24 protein-coding genes and 1 CRISPR repeat array are annotated in these 25,405 nt (G+C 68.7%); of the genes, 7 read left to right on the top strand and 17 right to left on the bottom strand.

Annotated features, from left to right (window positions below; genetic code table 11):
* Positions 1 to 13 precede the first annotated feature (13 nt).
* Entirely contained in the window at positions 14 to 1,417 is a 1,404-nt protein-coding gene (locus tag AC2YHJ_RS12220; RefSeq protein WP_487396333.1) for a hypothetical protein, read from the top strand.
* A gap of 201 nt (positions 1,418 to 1,618) precedes the next feature.
* Here AC2YHJ_RS12220 and AC2YHJ_RS12215 read toward each other — a convergent pair whose 3' ends face one another.
* The 15 genes from AC2YHJ_RS12215 to AC2YHJ_RS12145 form a co-directional block, all read right to left on the bottom strand.
* Positions 1,619 to 2,176, bottom strand: coding sequence for an HNH endonuclease (locus AC2YHJ_RS12215; protein ID WP_487396332.1), 558 nt, complete (start codon positions 2,174 to 2,176; stop codon positions 1,619 to 1,621).
* 8 nt (positions 2,177 to 2,184) lie between these two features.
* Positions 2,185 to 4,080: a helicase C-terminal domain-containing protein gene (locus AC2YHJ_RS12210; RefSeq protein ID WP_487396331.1), complete on the bottom strand. Its 1,896-nt coding sequence runs from the start codon at positions 4,078 to 4,080 to the stop codon at positions 2,185 to 2,187.
* Positions 4,081 to 4,557: 477 nt separating this feature from the next.
* A CRISPR array of direct repeats spans positions 4,558 to 4,923; the repeat unit is 36 nt; unit sequence CCTGAAGTCCGCCCCCAAACCCGGGGCGGCTGCATC.
* 43 nt (positions 4,924 to 4,966) lie between these two features.
* Positions 4,967 to 6,037: a hypothetical protein gene (locus AC2YHJ_RS12205; protein ID WP_487396330.1), complete on the bottom strand. Its 1,071-nt coding sequence runs from the start codon at positions 6,035 to 6,037 to the stop codon at positions 4,967 to 4,969.
* Positions 6,034 to 6,621 (bottom strand): type I-E CRISPR-associated protein Cas6/Cse3/CasE, encoded by a 588-nt coding sequence (locus AC2YHJ_RS12200; RefSeq protein ID WP_487396329.1) that lies wholly within the window; start codon positions 6,619 to 6,621, stop codon positions 6,034 to 6,036. Before AC2YHJ_RS12200 ends, AC2YHJ_RS12205 begins: the two co-directional genes overlap by 4 nt.
* A complete protein-coding gene (locus tag AC2YHJ_RS12195) occupies positions 6,618 to 7,253 on the bottom strand; it encodes a hypothetical protein (RefSeq protein WP_487396328.1) in 636 nt (211 codons plus the stop codon). The genes AC2YHJ_RS12200 and AC2YHJ_RS12195 overlap by 4 nt, the downstream gene beginning before the upstream one ends.
* Entirely contained in the window at positions 7,250 to 8,020 is a 771-nt protein-coding gene (locus AC2YHJ_RS12190) for a hypothetical protein (protein WP_487396327.1), read from the bottom strand. Before AC2YHJ_RS12190 ends, AC2YHJ_RS12195 begins: the two co-directional genes overlap by 4 nt.
* A 522-nt stretch (positions 8,021 to 8,542) precedes the next feature.
* Positions 8,543 to 8,857 carry a hypothetical protein gene (locus AC2YHJ_RS12185; RefSeq protein WP_487396326.1) on the bottom strand — a complete coding sequence of 105 codons (315 nt, stop codon included), beginning with the start codon at positions 8,855 to 8,857 and terminating at the stop codon, positions 8,543 to 8,545.
* 52 nt (positions 8,858 to 8,909) lie between these two features.
* Positions 8,910 to 9,611 (bottom strand): recombinase family protein, encoded by a 702-nt coding sequence (locus tag AC2YHJ_RS12180; RefSeq protein ID WP_487396325.1) that lies wholly within the window; start codon positions 9,609 to 9,611, stop codon positions 8,910 to 8,912.
* Positions 9,612 to 9,889: 278 nt separating this feature from the next.
* Complete coding sequence (locus tag AC2YHJ_RS12175) at positions 9,890 to 10,741, bottom strand: hypothetical protein (RefSeq protein WP_487396324.1); 852 nt, start codon at positions 10,739 to 10,741, stop codon at positions 9,890 to 9,892.
* 324 nt (positions 10,742 to 11,065) lie between these two features.
* Entirely contained in the window at positions 11,066 to 11,428 is a 363-nt protein-coding gene (locus AC2YHJ_RS12170; RefSeq protein ID WP_487396323.1) for a hypothetical protein, read from the bottom strand.
* A 649-nt stretch (positions 11,429 to 12,077) separates the two neighbouring features.
* The gene (locus AC2YHJ_RS12165; RefSeq protein WP_487396322.1) at positions 12,078 to 14,582 is read right to left on the bottom strand and encodes an AAA family ATPase; all 2,505 of its coding nucleotides are present in this window, start codon (positions 14,580 to 14,582) and stop codon (positions 12,078 to 12,080) included.
* Positions 14,583 to 14,661: 79 nt separating this feature from the next.
* Positions 14,662 to 15,126 carry a hypothetical protein gene (locus AC2YHJ_RS12160; RefSeq protein ID WP_487396321.1) on the bottom strand — a complete coding sequence of 155 codons (465 nt, stop codon included), beginning with the start codon at positions 15,124 to 15,126 and terminating at the stop codon, positions 14,662 to 14,664.
* Positions 15,123 to 15,383 (bottom strand): hypothetical protein, encoded by a 261-nt coding sequence (locus AC2YHJ_RS12155; RefSeq protein WP_487396319.1) that lies wholly within the window; start codon positions 15,381 to 15,383, stop codon positions 15,123 to 15,125. Before AC2YHJ_RS12155 ends, AC2YHJ_RS12160 begins: the two co-directional genes overlap by 4 nt.
* 96 nt (positions 15,384 to 15,479) lie before the next feature.
* Entirely contained in the window at positions 15,480 to 15,935 is a 456-nt protein-coding gene (locus AC2YHJ_RS12150) for a hypothetical protein (RefSeq protein ID WP_487396317.1), read from the bottom strand.
* Positions 15,932 to 17,227 (bottom strand): tyrosine-type recombinase/integrase, encoded by a 1,296-nt coding sequence (locus tag AC2YHJ_RS12145; RefSeq protein ID WP_487396316.1) that lies wholly within the window; start codon positions 17,225 to 17,227, stop codon positions 15,932 to 15,934. Before AC2YHJ_RS12145 ends, AC2YHJ_RS12150 begins: the two co-directional genes overlap by 4 nt.
* A 471-nt stretch (positions 17,228 to 17,698) precedes the next feature.
* On the opposite strand from AC2YHJ_RS12145, the gene AC2YHJ_RS12140 reads away from it, so the two are divergent.
* The 4 genes from AC2YHJ_RS12140 (at position 17,699) to AC2YHJ_RS12125 (ending at position 20,727) form a co-directional block, all read left to right on the top strand.
* Entirely contained in the window at positions 17,699 to 17,983 is a 285-nt protein-coding gene (locus tag AC2YHJ_RS12140) for a hypothetical protein (protein ID WP_487396315.1), read from the top strand.
* On the top strand, positions 17,980 to 18,534 hold the full coding sequence (locus tag AC2YHJ_RS12135) for a DNA-3-methyladenine glycosylase I (protein WP_487396314.1): 555 nt from the start codon (positions 17,980 to 17,982) through the stop codon (positions 18,532 to 18,534). The genes AC2YHJ_RS12140 and AC2YHJ_RS12135 overlap by 4 nt, the downstream gene beginning before the upstream one ends.
* Positions 18,535 to 18,655: 121 nt before the next feature.
* Positions 18,656 to 19,642, top strand: coding sequence for a Bug family tripartite tricarboxylate transporter substrate binding protein (locus tag AC2YHJ_RS12130; RefSeq protein WP_487396312.1), 987 nt, complete (start codon positions 18,656 to 18,658; stop codon positions 19,640 to 19,642).
* A gap of 80 nt (positions 19,643 to 19,722) precedes the next feature.
* On the top strand, positions 19,723 to 20,727 hold the full coding sequence (locus AC2YHJ_RS12125; RefSeq protein WP_487396311.1) for a Bug family tripartite tricarboxylate transporter substrate binding protein: 1,005 nt from the start codon (positions 19,723 to 19,725) through the stop codon (positions 20,725 to 20,727).
* Positions 20,728 to 20,730: 3 nt separating this feature from the next.
* Here the strand turns inward: AC2YHJ_RS12125 and AC2YHJ_RS12120 are convergent, their stop codons facing one another.
* Positions 20,731 to 21,813 (bottom strand): malate/lactate/ureidoglycolate dehydrogenase, encoded by a 1,083-nt coding sequence (locus tag AC2YHJ_RS12120; RefSeq protein ID WP_487396310.1) that lies wholly within the window; start codon positions 21,811 to 21,813, stop codon positions 20,731 to 20,733.
* Positions 21,810 to 22,784: a tripartite tricarboxylate transporter substrate binding protein gene (locus tag AC2YHJ_RS12115; protein ID WP_487396308.1), complete on the bottom strand. Its 975-nt coding sequence runs from the start codon at positions 22,782 to 22,784 to the stop codon at positions 21,810 to 21,812. Before AC2YHJ_RS12115 ends, AC2YHJ_RS12120 begins: the two co-directional genes overlap by 4 nt.
* A gap of 132 nt (positions 22,785 to 22,916) precedes the next feature.
* Between AC2YHJ_RS12115 and AC2YHJ_RS12110 the strand changes: the two genes are divergently transcribed.
* Together AC2YHJ_RS12110 and AC2YHJ_RS12105 are read left to right on the top strand one after the other, a co-directional pair.
* Positions 22,917 to 24,119 (top strand): patatin-like phospholipase family protein, encoded by a 1,203-nt coding sequence (locus AC2YHJ_RS12110; RefSeq protein WP_487396307.1) that lies wholly within the window; start codon positions 22,917 to 22,919, stop codon positions 24,117 to 24,119.
* Between the two features lie 48 nt (positions 24,120 to 24,167).
* Positions 24,168 to 25,382 (top strand): patatin-like phospholipase family protein, encoded by a 1,215-nt coding sequence (locus AC2YHJ_RS12105; protein ID WP_487396306.1) that lies wholly within the window; start codon positions 24,168 to 24,170, stop codon positions 25,380 to 25,382.
* Positions 25,383 to 25,405 lie beyond the last annotated feature (23 nt).

Below are 25,405 nucleotides of genomic sequence, written 5' to 3'. Positions count from 1 at the left end.
ATGACGGTGAGGGTTGGGCGCCCTGCTCGCCACCGGGCTGCTGGGCGAGGTGGAGATCGAGCAGCTGCGCAAGGAGATGGACACCGCGCTGTTGGAGATCGAGCAGCACCGGGAGGCGCTGGAGGAGCTTGCGCTGGAGCAGGAGCAGACGGAGGAGGCCGCCAGGATCGCCAGGGAAGCCCATGAGCGGCTGGTGAACGCCGGGCTGGTGCCCAGGAGCCTGTCAGCCGCCGCGACGCCGCGCGAGCTGCTGGTGTGGAAGCCCACCCGCGCCGAGCGCGAGCTCATCCGCAAGACCGCGCAGGGGGTCGCCGGGCGCCGCTCCATCACCCTGGAGCCGGGCATCTGGCGCGACCAGTACGACGTCTATTCGTGGAACCACGCCGAGCTGGACGGGGAAGGCAACGGCCCCGACTGCGACCTGTTCACGCACGCCAGCTGGGCCGACTTCACGAAGGGCGTGCAGCTGACGCTCACCGGGCGTGCCATCGTCGACTTCTACATCCGCCCGACCGGGCGCGGTGCGGATGACTGCGACGGGCTGCTGGGCAACGTCACCGTCACCTACATTCACGGCAGCGGCATCGTGCTGATGGACACCTTCAGCGGCCACCTGCTGCAGGTGAGAGACAACGTCGTCGTGGGCACGGTGCCGAGGCGGCTGCTGCATCCCGCCGACGTCGTGGTCAGCCTGAAGGACGCCAGGGAAGCCCGTGGAGGCAACGCGTCCATCGAGCCGGCCCCCAGGAGCCTATCAGCGGCTGCGACGCCCCAGGAGGCCGCAACGCTGGTCGCGGAGTACGAGCAGCTCGCCGCCACGCCGATGCACGCCGAAGGCGGTGCCCATCATCGGCGGGTCGCCCGTGAGATGCGCGCGCTGCTCGACGCCGAGCTGCTGGGCGAGGTGGAGCTGGAGCAGCTGGCGAAGGAGATGGACGACGCGCGGATGGAGATCGAGCAGCACGAGGAGGCGGTGGCCGCGCAGGCCCGCGATCCGCGCTCGCAGGTGATCCGTGGCGGCGCGGCAGCCAAGCCGACCCCGCGCAGGGCCGCCGCGACGCCCCCCGAGGCGCTGCGGACGCTGCACCAGACGCCCCTGCCCGAGCTGCGGGATCTGGCGACCCTGGCGCCCATCGCCGCGCTGCAGGACGGGCTGGCGGCGACGTGCCTGGGCGTCGTGGTGGTGCTGCGCGGCCGGCCGGGCAACTGGTCGGTGCTGGCTGGGGGGCGCAGCCTGATCGCCATCAATCCTGGCGTCCGTCATGCGTTGGAGGACGCGCTCTACCGGATAACCGATGGCCGCTTCGCCACGGCGGAAGATCTGACGCTGTGGCGCAACGACACCGAACACTGGCGCGCCGAGCAGGGCGCCATAGCGCAGCGTGCGCAGGATCCTGACGGCGGCGTGGTGTATTAGGACGTCCATCCATAGGCCAAGCATGACTGCTCGGCTCATGCTGTCGGCCGGCGACCACCGCTCGGATGAAGCTTGGATGGAGGAGCATGGCAGGAGGCACGGCGACACCCACAACCGGGCGTGGCCGCGTTCCGCGGTAGGCTATCAGCCGCCAGCGTTGAAATCCTGCCCACGGCGGCGCCCGCCGTCGCGGCGCGCAAGTTAGGCGTTGGTTCTGCGCTTTGGCTTGCGCGGCGGCCAGATCACTTGCACTCCGTCCAGCGCGGCGTAGGTGCCCACCGACACCCGAACACTGCCACCTTCAATCCGAAGCAGACCCGCATCCATCAAGCGATGCAGGTCGAGCCGCAACAGGATGCCGTCCACTGCTCGGTTGTCGCCCGCGCGCCAAGATGATCCCGGCAGGTGCGCAGCCTCCAACACCTCCCGCACAGTCTCCCCCGTGATTGCGCACCGCCAGCCCCACACCTCGCCCACTCGGCGCCTGAAGGCGGCCTGCTCTCGGCGCCTGACCACCTCGCCGCGGCTGATCGCGGTTGCGTCGACCATGTCTTCCCGCAGAACCCGAAAGCCCTGGCCGGCGCTGAGCATCTGCGCGTCGATCAACTCGACCGTGTCAGCAGCAATCATGCGCACCACGGCGCGCCCGAGTGCATGAGCGTCGCCATCGGTGAAGGTGCAAGGCGTCCCGTCCAGGCGTTCAGCCCCAGGCACATGGAACTGGGTAGCCTTCGGATCATCGAGCCGCAGGAAGATCACCTGCGGCCTCAGGCAGCGACAATCGCAGCGGGCTGGAACACTTTCGCGCGGTCGTATGCGCTGCGCCCTGTGGGCCGTCGGAACCGAAGCGGGATGGACTTCGCGAATTCTTCCCAGCCTGTCGCTAGGCCCTGTGTGATGCCACGCCGGACGTCAGCGACCATGCCCGCCGGAAGTGGAAATCGCGGGTCCACGATCCACACGTCGCAGTGATGGTCCGGCTGACGCACGCCTCGCCCCATGCCCTGGGTCATGCGGCGCATGGCATCACCGCGTGCTTCGGCCGCCAGGATGTTCCGCGCGTCGGCGGAAGTCATGCCGCGACTTTCCAGCATGCGGGCCAGCAGCTCCTGCCTCAGCTCGTCCGGGCGACCCAAAGGTAAGCGGAGGATTACGACATTCTCGATGCCATCCTTCAGATCTAGACCGGCCCAGGCGCCGGGCGTGACCAGCACCGACCCAGGTTCGGCAGCAAGCTGGGCTGTCAGCGGCGAGAGCCGCTCCCCGCGGCGGTGGAACATCACACGGCTATCAAGGCGCTGCGCGAGTTCCTCGACGTCCGCGAAACTCGCACACAACACCAGCGTTCGCCCGTTCTGCGCCGCCTGTCGCACCGTGTCCGCCGCGACGTCGAAGAAGCGCGGATCGGGTTCCCGGTCATTTTTGAAGGGCGGCGGAATATCGCGGCCGGGCAGATGGAACCTGACAGTGCCGAACTGCAACGGGCTGATAGTCGCTGGGACCACGTCGAAGAAGCCAAGGCGTCGGCAGGCGCGACGTATTTCGTCGAGCTCCTCGTCGTGACGACCGAGCGTGGCCGACATCAGGACCACCTGGCGGTCCTTCAGCCGATGGCCAAGCCAGCTCGCCGCATCAACGGCGGCCACTGCCAGGGTGGGTCCGGCATCCTCGACGAGCGCAGCCCCGACCCGGCGCACGCGCAGTTCCTCGGCGTCGCCGTCCCGATGGGTTGGCGGCAACCCATGGCGCCCGAAATCCCGAAGCTCTTCGGCCATGTCGTCAAGTGCATCCGCCAACTCAGGGGCGGCATCGCGTGATGCGCGGGCCCGCGCACTCAGCAACTGCGCGACGCTGATGACCAACTCCGACATCGGCTTGTCACACCAGACGATGCGGTCGTTCGCGCGTGCGCGGAGCGCGTCGATCAGTGGCGCGACTTCGGAGCTCACCTGTTCGGCGAGGGCGGCGACGTCATCGAGCGGCAGGCGCGTCTGCACGGCGCCGGCCGCGGCGCTGGGCAGGGTGTCGGCCTCGTCGAACACGATGAGGTCTGCCGTCAGCCGCCCGAAGCGAGCCTGGAGCAGGGTCAGCGCATGCGTCTGCACCACGATCCCGGCACCTTCCGCCGCGTCCTTCTGAGCCATGTAGTCGGCCTGCTCATCATCCGGGCAGGCGGCGGTCAAGCAGACCAGGCTGGGTGCGATTGGAAGGTCGCCCCGTTCGCGCGTGAAGTCCGCCAGCAGGCCGCCCGCCTTCGCAAGGTCGTCGAGCAGCGCCAGCGTCCCCTTTGCCTCACCGCGGGCCTCCAGGGCGTGCCGCAGGCGGTTGGTACGGCTCGGCGAGACGTAATCCGAGCGCCCGCGGCGCTCCGCAACGGCGGGAATGTCGGGCACGGCATCGTGTGCCTTCCGCATGGTCTCGATCACCTGCTCGCGCTGGTAGATCGTGTGGGTGGACCAGACGACGCGCCGCCCAGCCGCGGCGGCTGCAAGCGCCGGATGCGTCAGCGCCCAGGTCTTCCCGATGCCCGTCCCTGCCTGCACCGCGACGGTGATAGGCGTACCGGGCTTGAGGGCATCGCTTACCATGCTGGAGAGCGCGGTCTGGAATTCTCGTTCTTCAAGGTTCAACACGCGCGAGAGCTCAGCGAAGTTAGGGATCATGCGGTGCGAACTCCCAGGCCTGTGCATCAGCTTGCATGGGCCTGGGTTCATGTCGCAAGCGGCCATCGCGCCCTGACGATGGAGGTCTCCTCCGCCCCCAAAGCCGGGGCGGCCACATCTACTACCAGCTCGAAACCACCGACCCGGTGCACCTGAAGTCCGCCCCCAAATCCAGGGCGGCTGCATCGATGGACACCATTCTGGTCTATGACACCACCCTGAAGTCCGCCCCCAAAATCCGGGGCGGCTGCATCGACTTCCTCAAGCAACACCGCGCGCACGACCTGAAGTCCGCCCCCAAACCCGGGGCGGCTGCATCCAACGCCCCGACCTATGGGGCCGTTGCGACCCTGAAGTCCGCCCCCAAACGGGGCGGCTGCATCACGCTGCGCAGCCAGAGCGCGTCCAACTGCCTGAAGTCCGCCCCCAAACCGGGGCGGCTGCATCCCTCGGCCCGCGCTGTGGCTGCGTCGCGTTCCTGAAGTCCGCCCCCAAACCCGGGGCGGCTGCATCCCCGCTCGGCCTGCACAGCGGCGGCGACTTCCTGAAGTCCGCCCCCAAACCCGGGGCGGCTGCATCGCCGGCCCAAAACTCTTTGCTGATCATCTTCCTGAAGTCCGCCCCCAAACCCGGGGCGGCTGCATCCTGGTCGAGCTTCAGGCGACTGTCCGACACCCTGAAGTCCGCCCCCAAACCCGGGGCGGCTGCATCCAGGTTCGGCACGATCAGCCGCGTGTAGTACCTGAAGTCCGCCCCCAAACCCGGGGCGGCTGCATCACTGCTCGCTGCGCGGTGGCGCCTCCGGTTCCTGAAGTCCGCCCCCAAACCCGGGGCGGCTGCATCCGCTCATAGTCCATCGCTCTGAAATAATGGGGAAAATGCCATCTCAAGCACCACGGAAATCATAGCGCAGCGCCTCCTCCTTGAACGTCAGCCCGCGGTCCATGGCGCGCTTCAACAGCGCGTCTTCGCTTTCCAGCACCAGACCGGCAAATGGTTCGATACGCGCCGTCCCCGCCTTGCGCTCACTGCCCCCCTCGACAACCCGCAACACCCAACTTCCCATCACTTCGCCACAGCCATGCGCCGTGTGGCCGCCGATCAAGGGTCGTTGTGCGAAGAGGTGGAGCGCAAGTAGAAGCAGCGCCAACTCAGCCTCCGTCGCATCCAGCAGTCGCATGCGCTGCGCCATGACCGTGCCCTCGGGGATCACGTCGTAGCCGTCCAACAGCTGCTGGATGTTCACCGCACCGCCCGCGGCCTTGAAGCCCGCCGCCGCCTTTTCCGTGAGTTCCTTCGCCTCCTTTTCGAGGGCGTCGACATCCGCCTTCGCCCGCCCTTCGCGCTTCGCGGCGGCCGCTCTGCGCTTGACGACTTCGCCCTGATCTTCGTCGCGATTGGCCTGGGTGCGTAGCGCGTTGAGTTGCGTGAACTGTCCGAACAGGTCTTTGTCGAGCAACCCGATCACCGCCGGGTTGCGGACAAAGGGATCGGCGCGTATCGACCTTCCCGTGGGCACCGGGGCCACCGGATCAAGGGGCGTCAGATCACCCACCATGAGGCGGCCCGCGACACGCGACACCATCGAACCGAACATGGAGACGATGGGGTTTCGTTCACGCAATTCGCGGATGCCCACCAAATCCACGAGGCGCTCATCTACGCCCTCGGCCTTTCGATCCTTTACGCCACCGAGCGCTGTATCGATGTAGTCCTCCGGCGCGAAAACACGCCCATCTTGCTCGTGCTGGAGACGCATCACCTCGCTGGTCAGCAGGTGGCGCAGGCGTCCCCGGAGACTGGAGGGTGGGACGTAGACCGTCTCCACCATCTCGCCGTTCCGCAGCAGCCGCTTGCGTGGTGCACCTGCCGGGGTTCGGCGATCCTCGCTGCCGGGCAGAATGATGGCGATGGGCGAGACGGCGGTGATGGTGCCGTCGAGCAGCAGCGTGATCATGCGTCTTCCGTCCATGGTGGGGGATCGAAGGTCTCAAGCAGGCCGAAGCCGAACGCGCCTCGCTGACCGACGCCGCCCGTGAGGGCGGTGCTGAAGGCGTTCGCGTTCTGGACCCGCAGCACGCCGGTGAACTGCGTCTCGTCGATCCAGAAGCCGCGCCCCTTGCGGATGAAACAGCGGCCCACATCGATCCGTAGCCCTTCGATGCTGAAGCCGTGCTCCGCCCCGCGGCGGTCGAGCCATGCCCGGCGCGGTGCGATGTCTTCGCGCGCCCAGGAGCGTCGCTTGCCGGTGCCGCGGTCCTTCTGCGTGATGTTCGCGCATAGGCGGAACCCGAACCGCACGCCGGTCGCAGGAGCAAGGATTGCTAAGCCCGCCGCACCTTCGGGGTGATCTGGCGGCAGCCGAACGCGAGCGGCGCGCACCTCCAGCACCTGACCGAGCGTCCAAAGAAAGCCAACCTCACCACGGCGGCCCCACCGCGCGTCAAGCGCGGCATGGACCCCATAGCGGTCAGCGTCAGGGCCAATCTCAAGAAGCACGTCACGGGCGATGACGCGGGGTGTGTCAGCGTCTGTGGTCATGTGTCAGCGGCCGATAGATCGAAAGTCAGGCCGGTCGCGCGCCGAAGGCGATAGGCAACGTCCAGCACCTGCTCGCGCGCGATACCGTGCTTCTTGGCCAGCTTGTCCGCCTCGGCATGCAGGGTCGGGGCTTTTGCCAGGTCCGCCAGGGCGTCGGCGCAGAGCGACGTCATCCTGCGCCAATCGCGTGGCGCACCTGGCAGAGCGCGGAGTTCCGCAACATCTTCCATCGCTGCCGTCTCCTCCGGCCCTGCAACACCGTTGATCACCACCTCATCTGGCGTACTGCAAGCCCAGGCGCGGATGTCGAGCGCCCCCTTGGCAAACAGCACCGCCAGCAGTGGCGGGCCATTCGCGCGAATGTCTTCGATGATGGCGAGCCGCGCTCTGGATGGCGGCCGCAGCTGCAGCGCAGCGGGCATGCTGAGCGGATGGCAGTCCGTGAGTGCCAGGATGGTCGCCTCCCGCACGACAAGGCCGCCCGTGTTGAACTGCGTGAGTGACGTGCCGTCGGCTTTTCGATGGCGCTGACCGAGCGCTGCCATCGCATAGGCAAGGTGTTGGCCCGTCCCCTTTCCGGTCGGCATCCACAGGGGCGCAACGCGGATGGCGAGCAGTTCCGCAGCGGTCACAGGCCGAGCTCGCGGTCGAGGGTTTCGAATTCGATGCTCCATTCGCGCGGGCCGACGCACGGTTCGCGCGGAGCGGACCATCGCGGTAACCGGGCAACGAGATGTCGCACGGGCGCGGGTGGAAGGTTGATCGACTGCCAAACTCGCAGGGGAACGGCGCGCGTTGGCTTGCCATCACGATCTGCGAACCCGGCGTGTGGGTGGTCAAGCCGCGTGATACGAACCGCCTCTACAGCGCCATGGCCGCCGGATCGCTTTGCGCCGATATGCGTGATGCCTTGCAGCAGGCGCTCGACTTCTCTGGTTTCGCCCGTTCCGAAGGCCACGACCAAAGGGACACTGATGGCGCGACGATGGTCGAGGAGGTTCTTGCGCTCGTCGCGCAGGGTGATCTGCGCCATCCGTTTCCCCCGACGGTCGTGCAAGGCAAGGTCGTGCAGCATCGCGGTGGGCCGCAGCGAACGCACAAAGGGCAACGAGAACTCCAGGCCCGGTCCAACCGCCAAGAGATCCGAGCCGGCAAAGATGCCGTCGACAGACTTCAGCGGCACCTTGGGCAGTGGGTCATCGTAGCCGAAATCATAGATAAGTCTCGCCAGTAGCCCGGCGAGATTGATGCCGTGATCCATCACGATGGGCTCGGCAAGGTCGAACTCGACGGCGAAAGACTGATCCAAGAAACGTTTCCGGCCCAGACTTAAAGGTTGACCAAGGGTGTAGCATTCCATCGGTTTTGGCGAGATGTAGTCTTCCGTCTGAGCGCCCATGCGCGCCACCCTAGGCAGCTTCCACTAAGATCCCGAAGTGGGGCGATTTGCCGTCAGCATGTCGACGACGACGGGCTCGGCGTCCTTAGCTGAAGATCCACCAGGGTGCGCTTCGCCGGCCACGACCCGGTAGGCACGCGACGGCCCGCCGCCGGAAAATCCCAGCACCGACGGGGACTAAGGCACACGGGGATGGGGGGGGTTGCGGGGGCCAGGCCCTCGGGCATTCCACCCGCCCCCAGCCAGGGGGCACCCCGGGGGGCTTCCGGCACCCGGCGCCGGCCGGGTTGGGGACGGTGGTCGACACCTTGGGACGGAGCTGTGCGCCAGGATGCCCTGCGCCGCCATTCTCGTGGCGCTGGACGGCGGTTTGGGGGCTGCATGCTGCGGGATGCCTTCGGCTCGGGAACGCGGGCCGCGGCGAGGTCCCAGCAGCGTCGCCGGCCTTTCGTCACCAGGGTGAGGAACAGGCCGAGCCGCCTAGAAATCTGACGTACCTAGATGGCAGTTGTCGGCGCAGGTCTAGATGGTGATATGTCGGATCCGCGCCAGCAGTGATGACAGGTCGAGGTCACGGCTTGGTGCTTCTCCGACCGCGTCAAAGTATCGCAGCAACAGAGCCTTCAAAGCGTCAGGCTGCGGCGCACCACCGGTTTCTTTGATATAAACGTTTCTTCCATCATGTGTGATAGAGTAGGGCTCACCGTTCGGTCCGAAGGCGGCGCTATAGACACCATCTTTTACGTCTATCCATTCCATCCAGCGTTCTGCATCCCGCACCGACGCGAAGAAGATTGCTGGTTCGTCAGCGGCAACGATCAGCCTCACCTGGGTCATCGGTAGATCATGCCACGCAACCCATCAGGCCACTAACAGTGAAGGGTGGCTTCTATGGCGCCGCACCCAAAGGTGCCCGGGCGAGAGCGCGGCGCAGGGTGGTGACGTGCCACGCCCCGCCGCGTGCTGTGGTCACGCTCCGCCGCGTCAGTTCTTCCACGATGCCCGCCAGCGTGGTGACACCCGCTCGGCGGATCGCCTCGACGTGCGGCAGCACCACCTCCGCCGCGTGCCGGTCGGCCGCCGACCGCTGCGTCTCGCGCCCCTTCGCCGCCGCCCCCGGCAACGTCGCGAGGTTGCCCAGACGCATGCCTTCGGCCTTCTTCCGCGCAAGTGCATCGCGGGTCCGCTCGCTGATCATCTCCCGCTCCTTTTCCGCAAGCGCCGCGTAGAGGTGCAGCATGAATGGATCGGCGTCGGCCCCCAGCGTGGCGACGATGAACGGGACGCGTTGGGTCATCAGGTTGGCGATGAACGCGACGTTGCGGCTGAGGCGGTCGAGCTTCGCCACCAGCACGGGTGCCTTCGCCTTCCTGGCCGCCGCCAGGGCGGCGCGCAGGCGCGGGCGGCGCTCCAGCGCATCCTGCCCCTTGCCCGTTTCGACTTCGGTGAAGGTCGCCGCGACCTCGAAGCCCTCGGCCGCGGCGAAGCTTTGGATGGCGTCGCGCTGCGCGTCGAGACCGAGGCCGGAACGGCCCTGCCGCTCGGTCGAGACGCGGATGTAGGCGACGGCCGGGCGGGGCGCGATGTTCATACACAACTGTGTAGCGACCTTCACTGTTGTGCTCAAGGGTCTCGGTGATTGCGGCGGCCAGCACTGCACGGCTTGCCGGCTCCGCTATCGCGATAGGCACCGGGGCGAGACCCACGGCCCCCGCTCGCGGGCAACGCCGCGCTGGATCAGCGCGCGGGCGACGGCACCGAAGCTGGTGCAGAGACTATTCGGGGCGAGCAGGACCGGCCGCAGCGTCCCGCTCCGGCGCCTGATCCCCGCCTCGATACGGATGTGTTCGACGTCGAAAGGCAGCCGCGTTAGTCGAGCGGGTTGCCGGTGCATGCCGGGCCTTGCTGCTCCTCCGCCATGTGGTCGCCGCCGGGGGTGCCATCGGGCATGACGTCGATGGCCGCGTCGTTGTCGACATCCGCCAGCAGGTGATACTCCGGCCGCCCATCGCCGCCACGCATGGCGGCGAGCGTGACGAAGCCATCCGGACCGATGTCCGCTTGGGTCAGGTCCAGGCCGACGAGCCGCGCATCCGCCGCGCTGAGCGATGAGAGGCGCCGCCCATCCCGTTCATGCTCCCGGGCCTGAACGAGCAAATGAACGCGCAGTTGCTGCAGCTCGCGCTGCGACAGCCTGTCGAGATGTGTCTGCTGCACCAGTTCGACACGCTGCGTCGCCAGCCCTGCGATGCGCCCCACCTCGGCGACGGCGGCGATTGTCGCGCGCCGGTCATTCATGGCGAGGCCTTGGAGGCTGATCGCCCCCAGCACGGCGAGCGACCATGAGCGCAGTTCCGCCTGGCTCGCCACGCCGAAGTCGATGGCCGGGACGCAGGTCGTCGGCTGTTCCAGTTCGATAGCGTGCGCGAAGTCCTTTGCCGCAGGGGATACGGCGATGTCATCGGCTTGGGGCGCGGTGGACGACAGCGGGGCCGGGATACCGGCCTGGCGCGGCTTGGGCCGGAACGCCGGGACAATCTTGGTGGCGGCTGGCGGCGGCAACACCGGCTCGCCGCGCAGCTCCTTGAGGCGAAACTGGATGTAGGGGCGCTTGGCGATTTCCGAACCCTTATGGCGGCCCGTGGTCTTCGCGTACCCCGCCCGCACGACGGCGTGCTCGGCTGGGAGCCCCCGGAACAGCCCTTCGGCAACGGCGTCCATGCGCGGGTCGTACCGAGACATCGAGGTTCCAGCAGCTGGAAAGGAAGCGGTATCATATTACCGCATCAACTGACTACTGCGCCGACAACCTCTTGGCCAACCATGGAGGTGTCACTTCGACGGTTGCGCGACTATGGTCGGCTGTTGCGGCCAAGATGGCCTGTTTCCTCGCCTAGAGCAGCGCGCGGGCGGCGCGGGGCCATCTTTCCTGGGCGCGCGCCTGCCGACCGGCGGCGGTGTGTGCGGACGGAGGGCGGGCGACCTTTCGGGGACCGACGCGACCGCGACGATTTTTGCGTTGCCCCACCTCGTTGGACCGCGAGGTTATCCCGCTCGGCATCGGCCGAAATAAGTGTAGACGGTGAGCCCAAGAGACGCGACCTCGATGAAAGAATTGTTGCCGATCTCACGCCGCAGGAAAGCTGCAGAACCGGGAATTTCATACGTCACGAAGTTGCCGCTGACACTTTGCCGGATCGAATGCCTTCCACATCCGTTCCGGTCGCATCGGTTGTAGGCGATGCCTTCCTCGATGACGAAATAGAGGCTCGCGAGTGCCGGTCGCGTGCATTCACCATCAGAGCACACAGCCCGGCTCGTTGGATGGCAAAGCCATTTTTCGGCGCGGGCCGGTTGGATCGCAGCGCCCAAGAGCAGCAAACCGATCAAAGCAATACGGAACCGCATGACGAACAACCCTTCAAAGAAGGAACGTACTATTCATAGAACCCACGGTTGTGTGGAACAGCGCAAGGGTTTTCATCCACCCCGCAAGCACGGGCACCGCAGGAACGAACGACAGATAGCGTGGCGAGACCCCTGTCGGAGGACAGGGGCGAAGCGCGCTCCGGGGGTGTTTGGCAAATTCACACCCCATGGGGCGCGCAAGCCGGAACAGCGGAACTGCATCCCCCTTGGAATGGATGTCGGGGTTCAGCCGTCGGGCCAGCGGTGGCAGACGGATCGACCGATGGGAACTGCCGGGCCGGATCGGTCTGGCGGATCGCGCCGCTCGGGCAGCGTGCCCTGCTCAGGCCGTCCGCGCCGGTCGCTGCGATGCCCGTCAGGGCACACCACCAACGGCGCCGAACAACACCAAACGCATGCCTGCCCCCGGCGAGATGCCCGTCGATCACGGCTTCCACTGGTTTTCCCTATAGGAATGGGAACCGGGAACCAGGGGCCGGGGGTGGGCGCAAGAGGCGCCCCACCCCCGCATCTGGCCCACAGATGGCAAACTAACGGGGACCATCGAGGAACCAGTGGATACCAGCGGGAACCATCGACAGAGGCATCCCGCAGATCCAGACTTCCTCTGACTTTCAACTGGTTCCGGCTAAGTCGAAGCATCGACCGAAAACCGCCACGACGCGAGGGTTGCGACCACCGGAGGCTCGACCCCGTGGAAGATGTAACGCGCGGCCTCCTCCTCGGTGAGCGCGACCAAGAACCGGGCCCGACTGTTGGTTCGACGCCGTGCAACGGGCACATCGATCTCAAGCAGTTGGACCTGGTCAAGCAGCCCCTGCAGCACGGCGAGGACAGTGCCGCGCCGCCGCCCGATCCCGGACGCGACATCGTTCCGGGAAAGCCGCTCGCCCGCCCTCTGACCGGTCCGCACAAGGCCGAGGATCTCATCTCGCAAGGCCTGGAGGTCGGCGGCTTCCTCCTGCCCGTGGATCCGCTTAGCCAGGGCCGCTCGCCCGCCCTCAAGCGGCGCGACGGTCACCCAGCGCACCACTACCTCCTCGTCCTCGCCGTACTCGTTCACGGTCAGCCGCGAGGCGATGTGGGAGGTGATGGCGAGATCCGGCCAGTTCGGTTCGAACCGGGCCTTGCCCTGCACAAGGAAGCGGCCTGCCCCCTCGACCGCGAGATAGACCACCTGATGCGCGTCGGCCTCGATGGCGGATGCCCCGCGCATGGTCAAAGCCGCCACGTCGGCGCGGTTCACGCTCGACTTCGGCACATGCCCGACCAGCCAGACCGGCAGGCCCGCGAAGTTCTGCTTCAGCGCCGCGATGATCGTGCTCGCCTCTGCGTTGTCGTTCTCGTCTTCGGTGGCGATGATCGCGGCGCGCGTGTCGAACACCACCAGCGGCGGCACCGGCACACCATCGTCATCGCGGGTGAGGCGCACGGCATACTCCCGCGCGACGGGCAGGATCCTGTCCACCGTCATGCGAGCGGCGGCCACGATGTGGAAGCGCTCCTCGATCCCCTCCCGCGTCACGCCTTGGGCACCCTGCCCGATGGTACCAACCAGGGTGCGCTGCAACTGCGCTACGTCCTCGGTGATGTAGATGACGTGTCGCCAGTGGCGCGTCCCCAGCGGATCGCTCGGCGCATGCAGCCCCGCCGCTTTCAGCGCCAGCGCGACCAGCGCCAGCGTCTTGCCGCCGCCATGTTGCCCTGCGATGGCGGTGACGCCATCCGCGATGAAGCCGGTCACGACCCAGCGCGGCGCCTCCAGCCGGTCACCGAGCGGCACGAAACGGAGCAGCGGATGGCCCTGCGGCGGCGAGGATCCGGCGCCTGGGACCGATGCCGCGCCCGGTGGCGTCCCGACATCCTCCATCGGCAGGTCCTCGAAGTCGTCCACGCCAGCCATCTCGTACTTGGTCTGGGTGCCGATGTCGTAGACAAAGGCTCGCCCGCCGCTGAGCTTGCGAACGAAGGCCGCCTCGCTCTCGCTGGCGCGGAACGGCGTTTCGCACCGCAGCTTCTCGCCCTCCTTCATGCCCGCCAGCCACTCACGCAGGGGCTTCACCACCGCGCGCCGCTCGATCAACGTCTCGTGCGTGAGCTCGCCGCGCGCCGTCACCAGCAGCGCTCCGCCGGCATCCCGGCCGAAGCGCAGATCCTGGCCGGTGCGCTCGCGGTACTGGCGCAGCTCGTCCTCGCCGGGCAGCTCCACACCGGAGATGTCGAGCGGCCCGCCGCCCGGCATCACGATGGTGATGCCCGCATCGGCCGTCTCGTAGCCGTCGATCTGCACATCCGGTTTCGCGCAGAACACCGGGCGCCCCTGCAACAGCACCGCGAGGTCGATCACCGTCCGCATCTCGTGGGCGACGATTTCGCCCGTCTCGCGCGACCGGCGCGGCGAGCGGTAGGCGAGATCGCGGATCGCCGTACGGACCTTCAGGGCAAGCCTGAGAGGCTCGATCTGGTTCGGGGCGGTGATGCACACCCAGGCGTGCGTGCGCGGCCCTGGCGCGCCGCCAGGCGGCACCACGCGGCTGCTGGATCCGCGCAGCTCGACCCGCTCGCAGGACGAGATGCCCGGCACCAGCGGTTCAAGCCGCGCGAGGCGGGCGGCGATGTCGATGCCGCGCCACTTCTCGGGCGTTCCTTCGGGATCGTCCCCCTCCAGCAGGAGCCAGGGGCTGGGATCGGTGCCGCGCTTCAGGCGCGCCGCGATGCGCTTGCCGCCGATCACCTGCACCCCGCCAGGTGCTTCCTCGGGCGCGACCTTCATCATGTTCGCTAGGGCTTCCTCGGTCACGACGTGGAACGGCTGCCCGTCCGCGCCGTGGAAGCGCCCCATGCAGATGACGAGATCGTCCTCCTCCGTCAGCACCTCCAGCAGGCGCCGCATCGCCGCCGCGTCGGGCACGTCGAGCGGGAAGCCGATGCCGGAAGTGATGTGCGCAACCGCCGTCTTCTTCACCTCACCCGTCTTGTCCCGGTGGTAGCTCTTGCCGACGAAGCGCGGGCTGATGGAGCGGATGACCGTGATGTCGCCGTTGCCCTTCGACCGGAACGGCGACAGCCGGGGATCGAAGGTGATGTGCAAGGTTGGCGCCCCGGGCAGATCGGGCGGTGTGCTAGCGTCCACAGTGCGCGCCTCCTGGGCGTTGTCTGCTGTTGATCGAGACCGAGGGGCCGCCTGTCGTGGGGCGGCCCCTTCGCGCGTTTCAGGGGTTGGCGGCGGTCGCCTCGGGGGCCAAGCCGCGCCGCGCCAGGAAGCGGTGCCGCGCGGCCGTTCGTTGCTCCTGCCCCGCGACGAGGCGCATCACGCCAGCGTCGGTCAGGCCCTCCATGACCACTTCCTGCCAGACCACGACCAGATCCCGCCCCCAAACATTCGACGCCACCCGCTCGACGACGACACCCATCCGCCCGCCCTTGCGCAGGACGTCCTCGTGGCCTTGCCGCGCTTCGGCTTCGGCGGCTGGATCGAGCAACGCGAACAGCCTTTTGACCTCGTCACCGACCGGCCAGCGCAGGCGGAAGCGGCGCCTCGGGTTGGCCGCGAACCATGCGCGGTCATCCCGCAGCCATGAGGCGTCGTCGGCTTCGTGGCTCACCACGAAGCCGACGCAGGGCCGCCCCGCGCGCCGCAACCTGGCGGCGGCGGCGCGGCGCTGCGCGCGGTTCATGCCGCGCGCTCCGCACCACCGGCCGGGCCGGGCAGGTCGAGGGCGGCCCCCAGCCACAGCAGGATCACTCGACTTTCCCAGGCCTTCCGACGGCCGGACAGGCGCAACGAGGGCGGCAGCGCGCGTAGGCCTTCATAGCTGACGACGACGCCAAGCCGCGCGAGGTCGGAGGCGAAGACGAGGCGCGCTGGCTCGCGGCGCAGATCATCGAGATCGCGCGGCCACTGCGCGCCGTCGTTGGTGGCGATGTTGGGCATGTGCCGTCTCCGGTGGTGGACGGCTGCCGACTGTTCACATGCTGGGGCGGCGTGGAATACACCGCGTTCCGCAACTTTGAAGTTGCGGAAGAAAGTTCAGCGGGGCTTGCGTGCGGCCTCAACGGTGCGCAGCGATACCCCAAGCGCTAGCGCGACCAGGTTGTTAACTGCGCTCGGGCCGATCCGGGCTTCGGGTCCATACTTCTGCCGCAGCGACGCTTCCGCCACTGGTACTGCGGCCAGGATCTCGGCGCGGCGTGCTTCCGCGCGCGCCCGCTTGCCTACCGCCGAGCCTCGGCCAAGCTCAAAACCGGCCGCCACCAAGTGCAACAGTAAGCGACGCACGCGTGCGTCGTCGGCCGGATCGGTACCGAGTTCGGCCATAGTCCGCGCCATGGCGGCCTCCACCGGCCCGAAGCGGGCGGCGTGCGCGTTGCGGTCCATTCCCTCGCCCGCTGCCCCGGCGGCTCTGGCGAGCAGTTCGACCTCCGCGAGGCGCATAGCTTGTATAGCGTGTGAAAGTCCTTCCAGCAGGTCGTCGTCGGCGCTCATGCGCGCCCGCCGTTGGCGAAGGGCACGACGGTCGCCTCGGGCGTGTCGAGCTTCGCGGCCACCGCCTCGATGTGATCGGCCCAGGCTTGCAGAAGCGCGGCCTGTTCCGCGATGCGGTCGGAACGCTGGTACACGGCCGTGATGCCCAACACGGCGCGCGGGCTGTGCTGCAGGATGCGGCCGACCAGCAGCTCGTCGGCCTTCAAGTCCCTCACCATCGCCGTCGCGACCGATTTGCGGATGGTATGCGGCGACCAATCCCGCTCGGCGCCCAGGGTCCTGCGCAGCGTCTCGGAAGCGCGCTTCCACCCGGCGAAGGGTTTCGCGCTACCCGGCACGGCGAACACAGGCGCGTCGCGCCCGGTGACCTTGCGCCGGGTGGCGAAAATCTCCACCGCCTGGGCGGGCAGGGGCACCGTGGCGGGCCTGCGGCCCTTCATGCGCCCGGCGCCGATGACCAGGGCGGCGCCGGTCCAGCCATCGGCCACCATCGGGTCGCGAAGCTCGGACCATGCCGTGTCGGTCCATTCGTCACGCCGCAGCGGCACGAGGATCATGCAGCGCACGAGGTCACCCAGGACGGCCGAGTTGAGGCCGAGCACCAACGCATAGAGCCGGGCCAATTCGGCGGTGCTGAGCAGCGGCTCAGTACCCTCGCGCTGGCGGATCGCGGACGGCTCGACCTTGGTGGGCTTCTTCAGCAGCGCCGTCGGATCGTCGTGGCGCAGATCCATCGCCTGTGCCCAGCCGAAGAGGCCGCGCAGGCTGGTATAGGTCCGGTTCGCCTCGACCGGCTTCGGGTCAGCGCCATATGCCATGCGGTGGAGGAGATCGGCCAGCTCGGCCCGGGTGACGTCGCGCAGGGCGCGTTCGCCCAGGACCGGCTCGACATGCAGCGCCATCCGGCGCCGCTCCATCGGCAGGCTGCGGTTCCCGGCCTTCGTTTCCAGCCACCGGGCGATGCCTTCCGCCACGGTGGCCCCTGCGGGCGCCACGGGCGGCCTGACGGCATGCTCCGGGTTCATACCCCGCCCGGCGAGTTTGCGGGCCTCCTGCGCCAACCCACGGGCTTCCGCCAGGGTGGTGGCAGGGTACGCGCCCAGGTCGATCCGGCGCTGCCCGCCGCCTGACACGCGCAGGCGCAGCGCCCATGCTTTCCGGCCCGACTTGAAGATCCGAAGCGCCAGGCCCGGCACCGTCCCGTCCGCGACATCGCGGTCGGTGGTGGTCGGCTTGGCAGACCTAGCTACAGCGTCTGTCAGTACCGCCATTCCGCCCTCGTTGGTCTCCACGGACACGTCACGGGCACAGATCGACGTTACCGATGCCTACCGCCGGGTACCGCTCTGTCCCTGCGGGCACAGATAATGGATGGCAAGCCTGGGCACCAGCGGTAATCGAACGTAAAGCCTTTGGGTGAGAGGGAGGCAGACCGTCCGGCTCCCAGACGTGAAGCCTCCCTGTTGACTTGGCCCGGTCCCCCAAGGGGTTCCGGGCCTTTCTTTTTGCGCCATGGCAGATCGCGATGCGATGCGGCGCGTGTGATCGCTTCTGCGAGTCGACACGATCTTACAACCATAACGTGCATTAATGAGCATCGATACACTGAAATAAGGCGCCGCGTGGCCAGCTGAACAACCCATGGCCGCTTCTGTTGGCGTAATTATTGCTTACCAACGCCAACCGCCATGCATCCATCGGATCTCCGCGCGGCCACGGTCTTGTTCTTGATTTGTTCAATATCCTCGGCCATGGTCCCCGCGATGCTCTCCGGACCACCCAGTTGGCTCGACGACGTGACGCTGCGGCAATTGCGGGCCGCCAGCGCCGGGACCATCGCGAATCGCGACCCGGCGGCGATCCGCGATATGGTCTGGGCTCGCTTCCCCGCCCTGCCACTCCCCGCGATCGAGGAGGCCGCAGGCTTCCTGCAGCCGCCCCGTGCCGCGGCTGGCCGCCCTCGCCTCCTTGTCACCCGGCTGGCACGGATCGCCAGCCGGATCCGCCTGCCCGCGCCGCGCCTCGCCAGGGACCCTGCCGTGCCATGACCGAACCGCATCGCTGCCGCTGGGCCGAGAAGGATCCGCTCGAACGCGCCTATCACGACGCCGAATGGGGCGTGCCCGAACGCGATCCCCGCGCCCTGTGGGAATGCCTGATGCTGGAAGGCTTTCAGGCCGGCCTCGCCTGGATCACCGTGCTGCGCAAGCGCGACGCCTTCCGCAGCGGCTTCGCCGGCTTCGACCCGCGCGCCGTCGCCCGCTTCACCGAAACCGACATCCTTCGCCTGCTCGCCGATCCCGGCATCATCCGATCCCGCGCCAAGATCGAGGCGACGATCCGCGGCGCCCAGGTCTTCCTCGAAATGGAAGCCGGCGGTGAGAACTTCGCCGATTACTGCTGGTCCTTCACCGGCGGCCAGGTACTGCGCGGCGATGGCAGGACCGCGGCGGCCTCCGCCGAGCTCGCCGAGCGCGTCTCGAAGGATCTCAAGCGCCGCGGCTTCAAATTCGTCGGGCCGACCATCGTGCAGGCCTGGCTGCAGGCGGTCGGCATCGTCAACGACCACGCCGAGCACTGCTTCCGCCGCGACGCCTGACCTGCCTCCGGCCCGGCGATTTTGATGACGCGGCCGCGTTGCCGCCCATGCCATAGTCCGGCGACTTCACGGCAGGATGCCCCGGCGGGTCCCCGCCCGAACCCAGGGGCCGGGAGGACGCATGAAGGACATCACGCCCCGCAGGTTCGGGCGGCGCGGCGTCGTGGCGCTTGCCGCCACCGCATTCGCCGCCCCGGCACTTGGCCAGCCGTCCTGGCCCTCCAGCCCGATCCGCTTCATCGCCATCTTCCCACCCGGTGCCTCCACCGACCAGTTGTCGCGCTTCTGGTGCCAGCGCATGACCGACATCACCGGCCAATCCTTCGTGGTCGAGAACCGCTCCGGCTCCGGCGGCAATGTCGGCACCGAGGCGATCGCGCGTTCAGTCGCGGATGGCACGACCATTGGGCTCGGCTCGGTCTCGTCCCTGGCGATCGCGCCGACGCTGTACCGCCGCCTGCCCTTCGACGTGATGCGGGACTTCACCTACATCTGCGGCCTGTGGCAGCTGCCCAACCTGCTGGTGGTGCGCCCGGAATTGCCGGCGCAGACTATCCCCGATCTGATCAGGCTCTGCCGCCAGGACCCGGGCCGCTACACCTTCGGCAGCTCCGGCGCTGGTACCACGCTGCACATCGCCGGTGAGATGTTCAAGCAGATGGCCGGGGTGAACATCCTGCACGTGCCCTATCGCGGCGGCGCGCCGGCCTATACCGACCTGCTGGGCGGCCGGCTCGACATGATCTTCGGCAATATCCCCGAGGCGCTGCGCCTGACCCGCGACGGCAAGGTGCGCGCGCTGGCCGTCACCGGCGCCACGCGCAGCCCCCAGGCGCCTGAGATCCCGACCATGGGCGAGTTCCTGCCCGGCTACGAGATCAATTCCTGGGGCAGCGCCATCGGCCCCGCCGGCATCCCGCCCGCGATGGTCACGCGCATGGCCGATCTCGGCCGCCAGGCTGTCGAGAGTGCGGAGGTGCGGCGGCGCTACGAGGAAGGCGGCGCCTCGGCCTGGTGGGTCGGCCCCGAGGCACTCGCCGATTTCCGCCGCGACAACGAAGCCCGCTTCGCGCCGCTGATCCGCGCCTCCGGCGCGGTGGTGGAATGACGCGCACCCCTTGACGCTACGCGCCGCCGCGGGGTCGGATGGGCGCATCGGCCGCGAGAGCCGGGACAGGGAGAGATGTGATGACGACAGCACCCCGGGACTCCGGTGTCCTGGCGCTCGCGCCGGGCCGCCGTGCTCTGCTCGCCGCCGCTGCCACGGCCCTTGCCGTCCCCGCCCTAGGCCAGAGCAGCTGGCCTGCCGGCTCCATACGCTTCATCGGCATTTTCCCGCCCGGCGGCGGCACCGACATCCTGTCGCGCATTTGGTGTCTGAAGATGGGCGAGATCACCGGCCATTCCTTCGTGGTCGAGAACCGCTCCGGCTCGGCCGGCAATGTGGGGACCGAGGCGATCGCCCGCTCGCCCGCGGATGGCAACACGATCGGCCTCGCCTCCGTTGCGTCGCTTGCCATCTCGCCCACGCTCTATGCGCGGCTGCCCTTCGACGTGAACAAGGACCTCGCCTATGTCTGCGGGCTCTGGCAACTGCCGAACATGCTCGTCGTCAACAACGACGTGCCGGCGCGCACGGTGCCGGAGCTGATCGATCTCTGCCGCCGCAACCCGGGCCGCTATTCCTTCGCCAGTTCGGGGTCGGGCACCACGGTTCATCTGTCGGGGGAGATGTTCAAGCAGCTCGCCGGCATCGACATCCTGCACGTGCCCTATCGCGGCGGCGCGCCGGCTAATATCGACCTGCTGGCAGGCCGCGTGCACATGATGTTCGACAACATTCCGCAGGCGCTCGCGCATCACCGGGACGGCAAGATGCGCGCCCTTGCCGTCACCGGCGCGCAGCGCAGCCCGCAGGCACCGGAGATCCCGACCATGGCGGAATTCCTGCCGGGCTTCGAGATCACCTCCTGGGGTGGCGTCTGTGGCCCGGCCGGCATCCCCGCGCCGATCGTCGCGCGCATCGCGGCACTCGGCCGCCAGGCGGTGGAGAGCCCCGATGTGAAGCGCCGCTTCGAGGAGAACGGCGCGGCCGTGTGGTGGACGACGCCCGAGGGCCTGGCCGATTTCCGGCGCGAGAACGAGGCCCGCTTCGCGCCGCTGATCCGCGCCTCGGGCGCAAGGGTGGAGTGACCCTCAGCGTGCCTCCGGCACCGCGTTGATGCCGAGGCTGCGCGCTGCCTCCACCAGGTTGCCCCAGGTCGTCGCATCCACCGGGATGCCACCGGCGAGACGCTTCGCCTTGGTGATGCGTTCCTTCTCACCCGCCACGAGCACGGGATTGTCGGGATCGGCGGATGGCGACGCCTTCACATCGGCGATGACAGCGGCGAGCTCCGCGCGGAACGCCTCGACATCCCCGAAGCGCGCCGGGTCCAGCACGAAGGCCAGCCAGGAATTGACGATGCCACGCTCGCGCATCTCCGGCCGCCAGGCCGTCGCGCCGCCCAGCAGCGCCCCGGCCAGCAACTCGCACACCAGCGCGAGCCCGTATCCCTTGTGCGCGCCGAAGGACAGCAGTGCGCCACGTGGGTTGTCCCGATAAAGCACACCCGGATCGTTGGTGGGCTGGCCCTTCGCATCCACCAGCGCGCCATCGGGCACCGCGCGCCCCGCGTTGAACGCCACGCGGCATTTGCCGAGCGCGATCGCCGAGGTCGCGAAATCCAGCACCAGCGGCTGCGCCCCGGGCACCGCCGGCGGGATGGTGACGCAGACCGGGTTGGTCGACAGCCGCCCATCCGACCCGCCGAAGGGTGCGACCGAAGGTGGCCCGGACACGCCGTTGACGAAGTGGACGGAGATCATCCCCGCCGCCGCCGCCTGCTCGCCATAGGTGCCGACGCGCCCGATATGGTGGACGTTGCGCAGCCCCATCACCGCATGGCCGTGCTGCCGCGCCGCGCCGATCGCCCAGTCCATCGCCTGGCGCCCGACATGCTGGCCATAGCCCATATTGCCGTCGAACAGCGCGAGCGATGCCTCCTGCCGCACCGGCGTCGGCGTCACGTTGGGGTGCAGCTTGCCTTCGCGTACATGCTGCACGTAGCGCGGCAGCAGCATGATGCCGTGGCTGTCATGGCCCTGGAGGTTCGCCTCCAGCAGGTGGGCGGCGACTTCCGCCGCCTCCTGCGCCGTGCTGCCGGTCGCGGCCACGATGCCGCGCAGGAAGCCGCCGAGGGCATTCGCCTCGACGTGCAATGTCTCCGCCTCGCTCATGATTCCTTCCAGGGGCGACGCTGCCACAGGCCGCGCAATTCGGTCTCCAGCGTCGCGACATCGCTGCGGTAGTCGGCGCCGATGCGCGGGGCGAGCGGCAGGCCCATGCGCTCGGCCTCCCGCACGAAGTCGGTGTCGGCGAGCGCAGCGCGGAACGCCGCTTCCAGCTTCTCGCGGATCTCCGCGGGCATGTTGGGCGGCCCGACGATGCCGCGCGTCGCGCCGCTGATCAGGTCGATGCCCTGCTCCTTGAAGGTCGGCACCTCCGGGGTGCCGGACCAGCGCGTCGCCGCCGCCTGGCCAAGCGCGCGGATGCGCCCGTCGCGCAGCAGCGCGAGGCCCTCGCTCATGTTGAAGGCGCCGACCTGCAGGTGGCCGCCGACCAGGGCGGTGGACAGCGGCGCCATGCCGTTGAAGGGCACATGCGTCATCGGCGGAAGGCCGAGCTTGTCCTCGAGCCCGAGAACCAGCAGGTGGTCGTCCGAGCCGATGCCGGTGGTGCCGTAGCTGATCTCGCCCGGGCGTGCCTTGGCCGCGGCGACCAGGTCCGCCAGCGTGCGCAGCGGCGAATTCGCGCCCACGAACAGCCCGCCCGGATCGTCCACCACATTGGCGATGTAGGTGAAGTCGAGCGGCCGGTACCGCACCGTGCGTTCCATCGGATAGGTGATCAGCGCCGGCACGCTGGTGGCAGCAAGGGTGAAGCCGTCCGGCGCCGCGTTGAACACCGCCTCCCAGCCGAGCTGCCCACCCGCGCCAGCGCGGTTCACGACGACGAAGCGCGCGCCCGGCAGCCGGTTCTGCACCGCCGGCAGGATCATCCGCGCCATGGTGTCCACGCCGCCACCGGGCGGATAGGGCACGATGACCTCGATCGGGCGGTCGGCCGGCCAGGCGGCCAGCGCGATGCGCGGCAATCCGAGGGCGCCGGCCGCAGCCAACGCGCCCAAGGCGGTCCGACGGGTGGTCATGGTGAATCCTCCAGCACTTGTACGATTGCGGCGAGACTGGACGATGGCGCCCGGCGCGTCCATCCGTCGCCATGTCGCTCGCCGCAAGCCCGGTCTAAGCTGCCGGCGTTCAGCCCCTGGGAACCGTCGCGCATGACCCTTGCTGCCGCACCCCGCCGCTCGCTGTTCGCGCTCGCCGCAAGTGGCCTTGCGGGTTGCGCCGCGCCGATACGCGGCGCCGCCGTGCCACGCGCCCGCACCAGCGCGGCTACGGTGCTGGGCATCCCGAATGAGCGCTTCTTCATCACGTCCCGCAGCGGCCTGGACGCGATGGATGCCGAATTCATGGCGGCCGGCGACCGCATGCGCCGCCACCTGGCCCTCCCCGCCCGCGCACCGCTGCCGCCGATCAACCTGCTCGCGATCTCCGGCGGCGGGGAGAATGGCGCCTTCGGGGCCGGCCTGCTCTGCGGCTGGACCGAGAATGGCAGCCGGCCGGTGTTCAATCTCGTGACCGGCGTCAGCACCGGCGCGCTGACCGCGCCCTTCGCCTTCATCGGCCCGGCCTATGACGCCAAGCTGCGCTCCGTCTACACGGAGCTCTCGCCGGACGACATCCTCGAAACCCGCGGCCTGCTGCATGCGGCGCTGTTCGCCGACGGGCTGGCCGACACCTCGCCGCTGTTCCGCACCATTTCCCGCCTGCTCGACGACGCCATGCTCGCCGAGATCGCGCGTGGCCACCGGGAGGGGCGGCTGCTGCTGGTCGGTACCACCAACCTCGACGCGCAGGTGCCGGTCATCTGGAATATCGGCGGCATCGCCGCCAGCGGTCATCCGGGGGCGGCGCACCTGATCCGGCGCGTGCTGCTGGCCTCCGCCGCCATTCCGGGCGCCTTCCCGCCGGTGATGTTCGACGTGACGGTGGATGGGGAGGCACGGCAGGAAATGCATGTGGATGGCGGCGCCTTCGCGCAGGCCTTCCTCTATCCCGCCGCCCTCGGCGAGCGGAGGCAGCAGCGGGTGCGCAGCGGCACCGCCGCACGCGATGTCGAGGCCTACATCATCCGCAATGCCCGGCTTGACCCGGACTGGGCCACGGTGGAACGCCGCACGCTCGGTATCGCCGGCCGTGCCATCACCACCATGATCGCGACCAGCGGCTACAACGACGTGCTGCGCATGTGGAGCAGCACGCAGCGCGACGGGATCGGCTACAACCTCGCCTTCATCGGCAGCGACTTCAACCGGGAACTGCCATCCCCCTTCGACCAGGCCTATATGCGGGCGCTGTTCGACTACGGCTTCGCGCAGGGACGTCGCGGCTACGACTGGGCGCACCGCCCGCCGATATGACGCTTCGCCACTTTCGGCCTCCCTGCCCGGCGCGATAGCCTCGCCGCCATGCGACAGTGTCTCCACCGGTCGGGCCTCGGCCGGCGCGCGCTGATGGGCGTCGCCGCGACGGGGCTCGCGGGCTGCGCGCTCGGACAGCGCGGCACGCCGGTGCCGGACGCCGATGTGCGCCAGGCGACCGTGCTCGGCCTGCCGAATGAGCGCTTCTGCGTTGCCGATCCGCACGACCTGCCGCGCATCGTCGAGGAATTCAACCAGGCCGGACGGCGCCAGCGCCGGCATTTCGGCCTCGGCCCGCGCGACCCGCTGCCGCCGAGTTCCATCATCGCCTTCTCGGGTGGCGGCGAGAACGGGGCCTTCGGCGCGGGGCTCGCCTGCGGCTGGACCGAGGCCGGCACGCGGCCCAGCTTCAACGTCGTCACCGGCATCTCCACCGGCGCGCTGACCGCCCCGCTGGTCTTCGTGGGGCCGCAGCGCGACGCCGAACTGCGCGCCGCCTACACCACGCTTGGCGGCGCGGAGGACGTGCTGGTCAGCCGCGGGCTGCTGGCCGCGCTGGTCGACGACGCGCTGGCCGACAGCGCCCCGCTCGCGCGCAGCATCGCGCACTACATGACCGACGATCTGCTGGCGGAGATCGCCGCAGGCTACCGTGCCGGGCGCCAGCTCATCATCGCCACCACCAACCTCGACGCGCAGCGGCCAGTGGGTTGGAACATCGGCGCCATCGCCGACAGCGGTGACCCGCGCGCGCTCGATCTCGCCCGCCGGGTGCTGCTGGCATCGGCGGCGGTGCCGGGGCTGTTCCCGCCGGTGATGATCGACGTCACGGTGAATGGGCGCCCGCATCAGGAAATGCACGTCGATGGCGGCACCTTCGCGCAGGCCTATCTCTATCCGCCGGCCCTTGGCGAAAGCCGCGCGCAGCGTATCCGCGAGGGGCTGACGCCGTCCTCGGTCACCGCCTATGTCGTGCGCAACGGACGGCTGACCTCGACCGGCGGGCCGGTGCGGCGGCGCGCTCTCGACATCGCCGGTCGGGCCATCTCGACACTGATCGGCGCGGCAGGCCTTGGCGACATCTATCGCATCCAGGCCTCGCTGCAGCGGCACGGCATCGCCTTCAACCTCGCGCATATCGAGGACGACTTCACCGCCGTGGCAACCGAGCCCTTCGACCCCGCCTTCATGCGCGCGCTGTTCGACTACGCCTTTGCCAAGGCGCGGATGGGCTATCCGTGGAAGCGGGTGCTGCCGCCGTGATAACCGGGAAACCCTTCCTTAAC

The sequence above is a fragment of the Roseomonas sp. SRI_022 genome, from assembly GCF_057586215.1.
This window is presented reverse-complemented; position numbering and strand designations above follow the sequence as displayed.

Coding starts and splice junctions, on each gene's coding strand:
- AC2YHJ_RS12210 (WP_487396331.1), bottom strand. CDS start 4,080: ATGATCCCTAACTTCGCTGAGCTCTCGCGCGTGTTGAACCTTGAAGAA.
- AC2YHJ_RS12205 (WP_487396330.1), bottom strand. CDS start 6,037: ATGATCACGCTGCTGCTCGACGGCACCATCACCGCCGTCTCGCCCATC.
- AC2YHJ_RS12200 (WP_487396329.1), bottom strand. CDS start 6,621: ATGACCACAGACGCTGACACACCCCGCGTCATCGCCCGTGACGTGCTT.
- AC2YHJ_RS12190 (WP_487396327.1), bottom strand. CDS start 8,020: ATGGGCGCTCAGACGGAAGACTACATCTCGCCAAAACCGATGGAATGC.
- AC2YHJ_RS12185 (WP_487396326.1), bottom strand. CDS start 8,857: ATGACCCAGGTGAGGCTGATCGTTGCCGCTGACGAACCAGCAATCTTC.
- AC2YHJ_RS12180 (WP_487396325.1), bottom strand. CDS start 9,611: ATGAACATCGCGCCCCGCCCGGCCGTCGCCTACATCCGCGTCTCGACC.
- AC2YHJ_RS12175 (WP_487396324.1), bottom strand. CDS start 10,741: ATGGACGCCGTTGCCGAAGGGCTGTTCCGGGGGCTCCCAGCCGAGCAC.
- AC2YHJ_RS12170 (WP_487396323.1), bottom strand. CDS start 11,428: ATGCGGTTCCGTATTGCTTTGATCGGTTTGCTGCTCTTGGGCGCTGCG.
- AC2YHJ_RS12160 (WP_487396321.1), bottom strand. CDS start 15,126: ATGAACCGCGCGCAGCGCCGCGCCGCCGCCGCCAGGTTGCGGCGCGCG.
- AC2YHJ_RS12155 (WP_487396319.1), bottom strand. CDS start 15,383: ATGCCCAACATCGCCACCAACGACGGCGCGCAGTGGCCGCGCGATCTC.
- AC2YHJ_RS12150 (WP_487396317.1), bottom strand. CDS start 15,935: ATGAGCGCCGACGACGACCTGCTGGAAGGACTTTCACACGCTATACAA.
- AC2YHJ_RS12140 (WP_487396315.1), top strand. CDS start 17,699: ATGCTCTCCGGACCACCCAGTTGGCTCGACGACGTGACGCTGCGGCAA.
- AC2YHJ_RS12135 (WP_487396314.1), top strand. CDS start 17,980: ATGACCGAACCGCATCGCTGCCGCTGGGCCGAGAAGGATCCGCTCGAA.
- AC2YHJ_RS12130 (WP_487396312.1), top strand. CDS start 18,656: ATGAAGGACATCACGCCCCGCAGGTTCGGGCGGCGCGGCGTCGTGGCG.
- AC2YHJ_RS12125 (WP_487396311.1), top strand. CDS start 19,723: ATGACGACAGCACCCCGGGACTCCGGTGTCCTGGCGCTCGCGCCGGGC.
- AC2YHJ_RS12120 (WP_487396310.1), bottom strand. CDS start 21,813: ATGAGCGAGGCGGAGACATTGCACGTCGAGGCGAATGCCCTCGGCGGC.
- AC2YHJ_RS12115 (WP_487396308.1), bottom strand. CDS start 22,784: ATGACCACCCGTCGGACCGCCTTGGGCGCGTTGGCTGCGGCCGGCGCC.
- AC2YHJ_RS12110 (WP_487396307.1), top strand. CDS start 22,917: ATGACCCTTGCTGCCGCACCCCGCCGCTCGCTGTTCGCGCTCGCCGCA.
- AC2YHJ_RS12105 (WP_487396306.1), top strand. CDS start 24,168: ATGCGACAGTGTCTCCACCGGTCGGGCCTCGGCCGGCGCGCGCTGATG.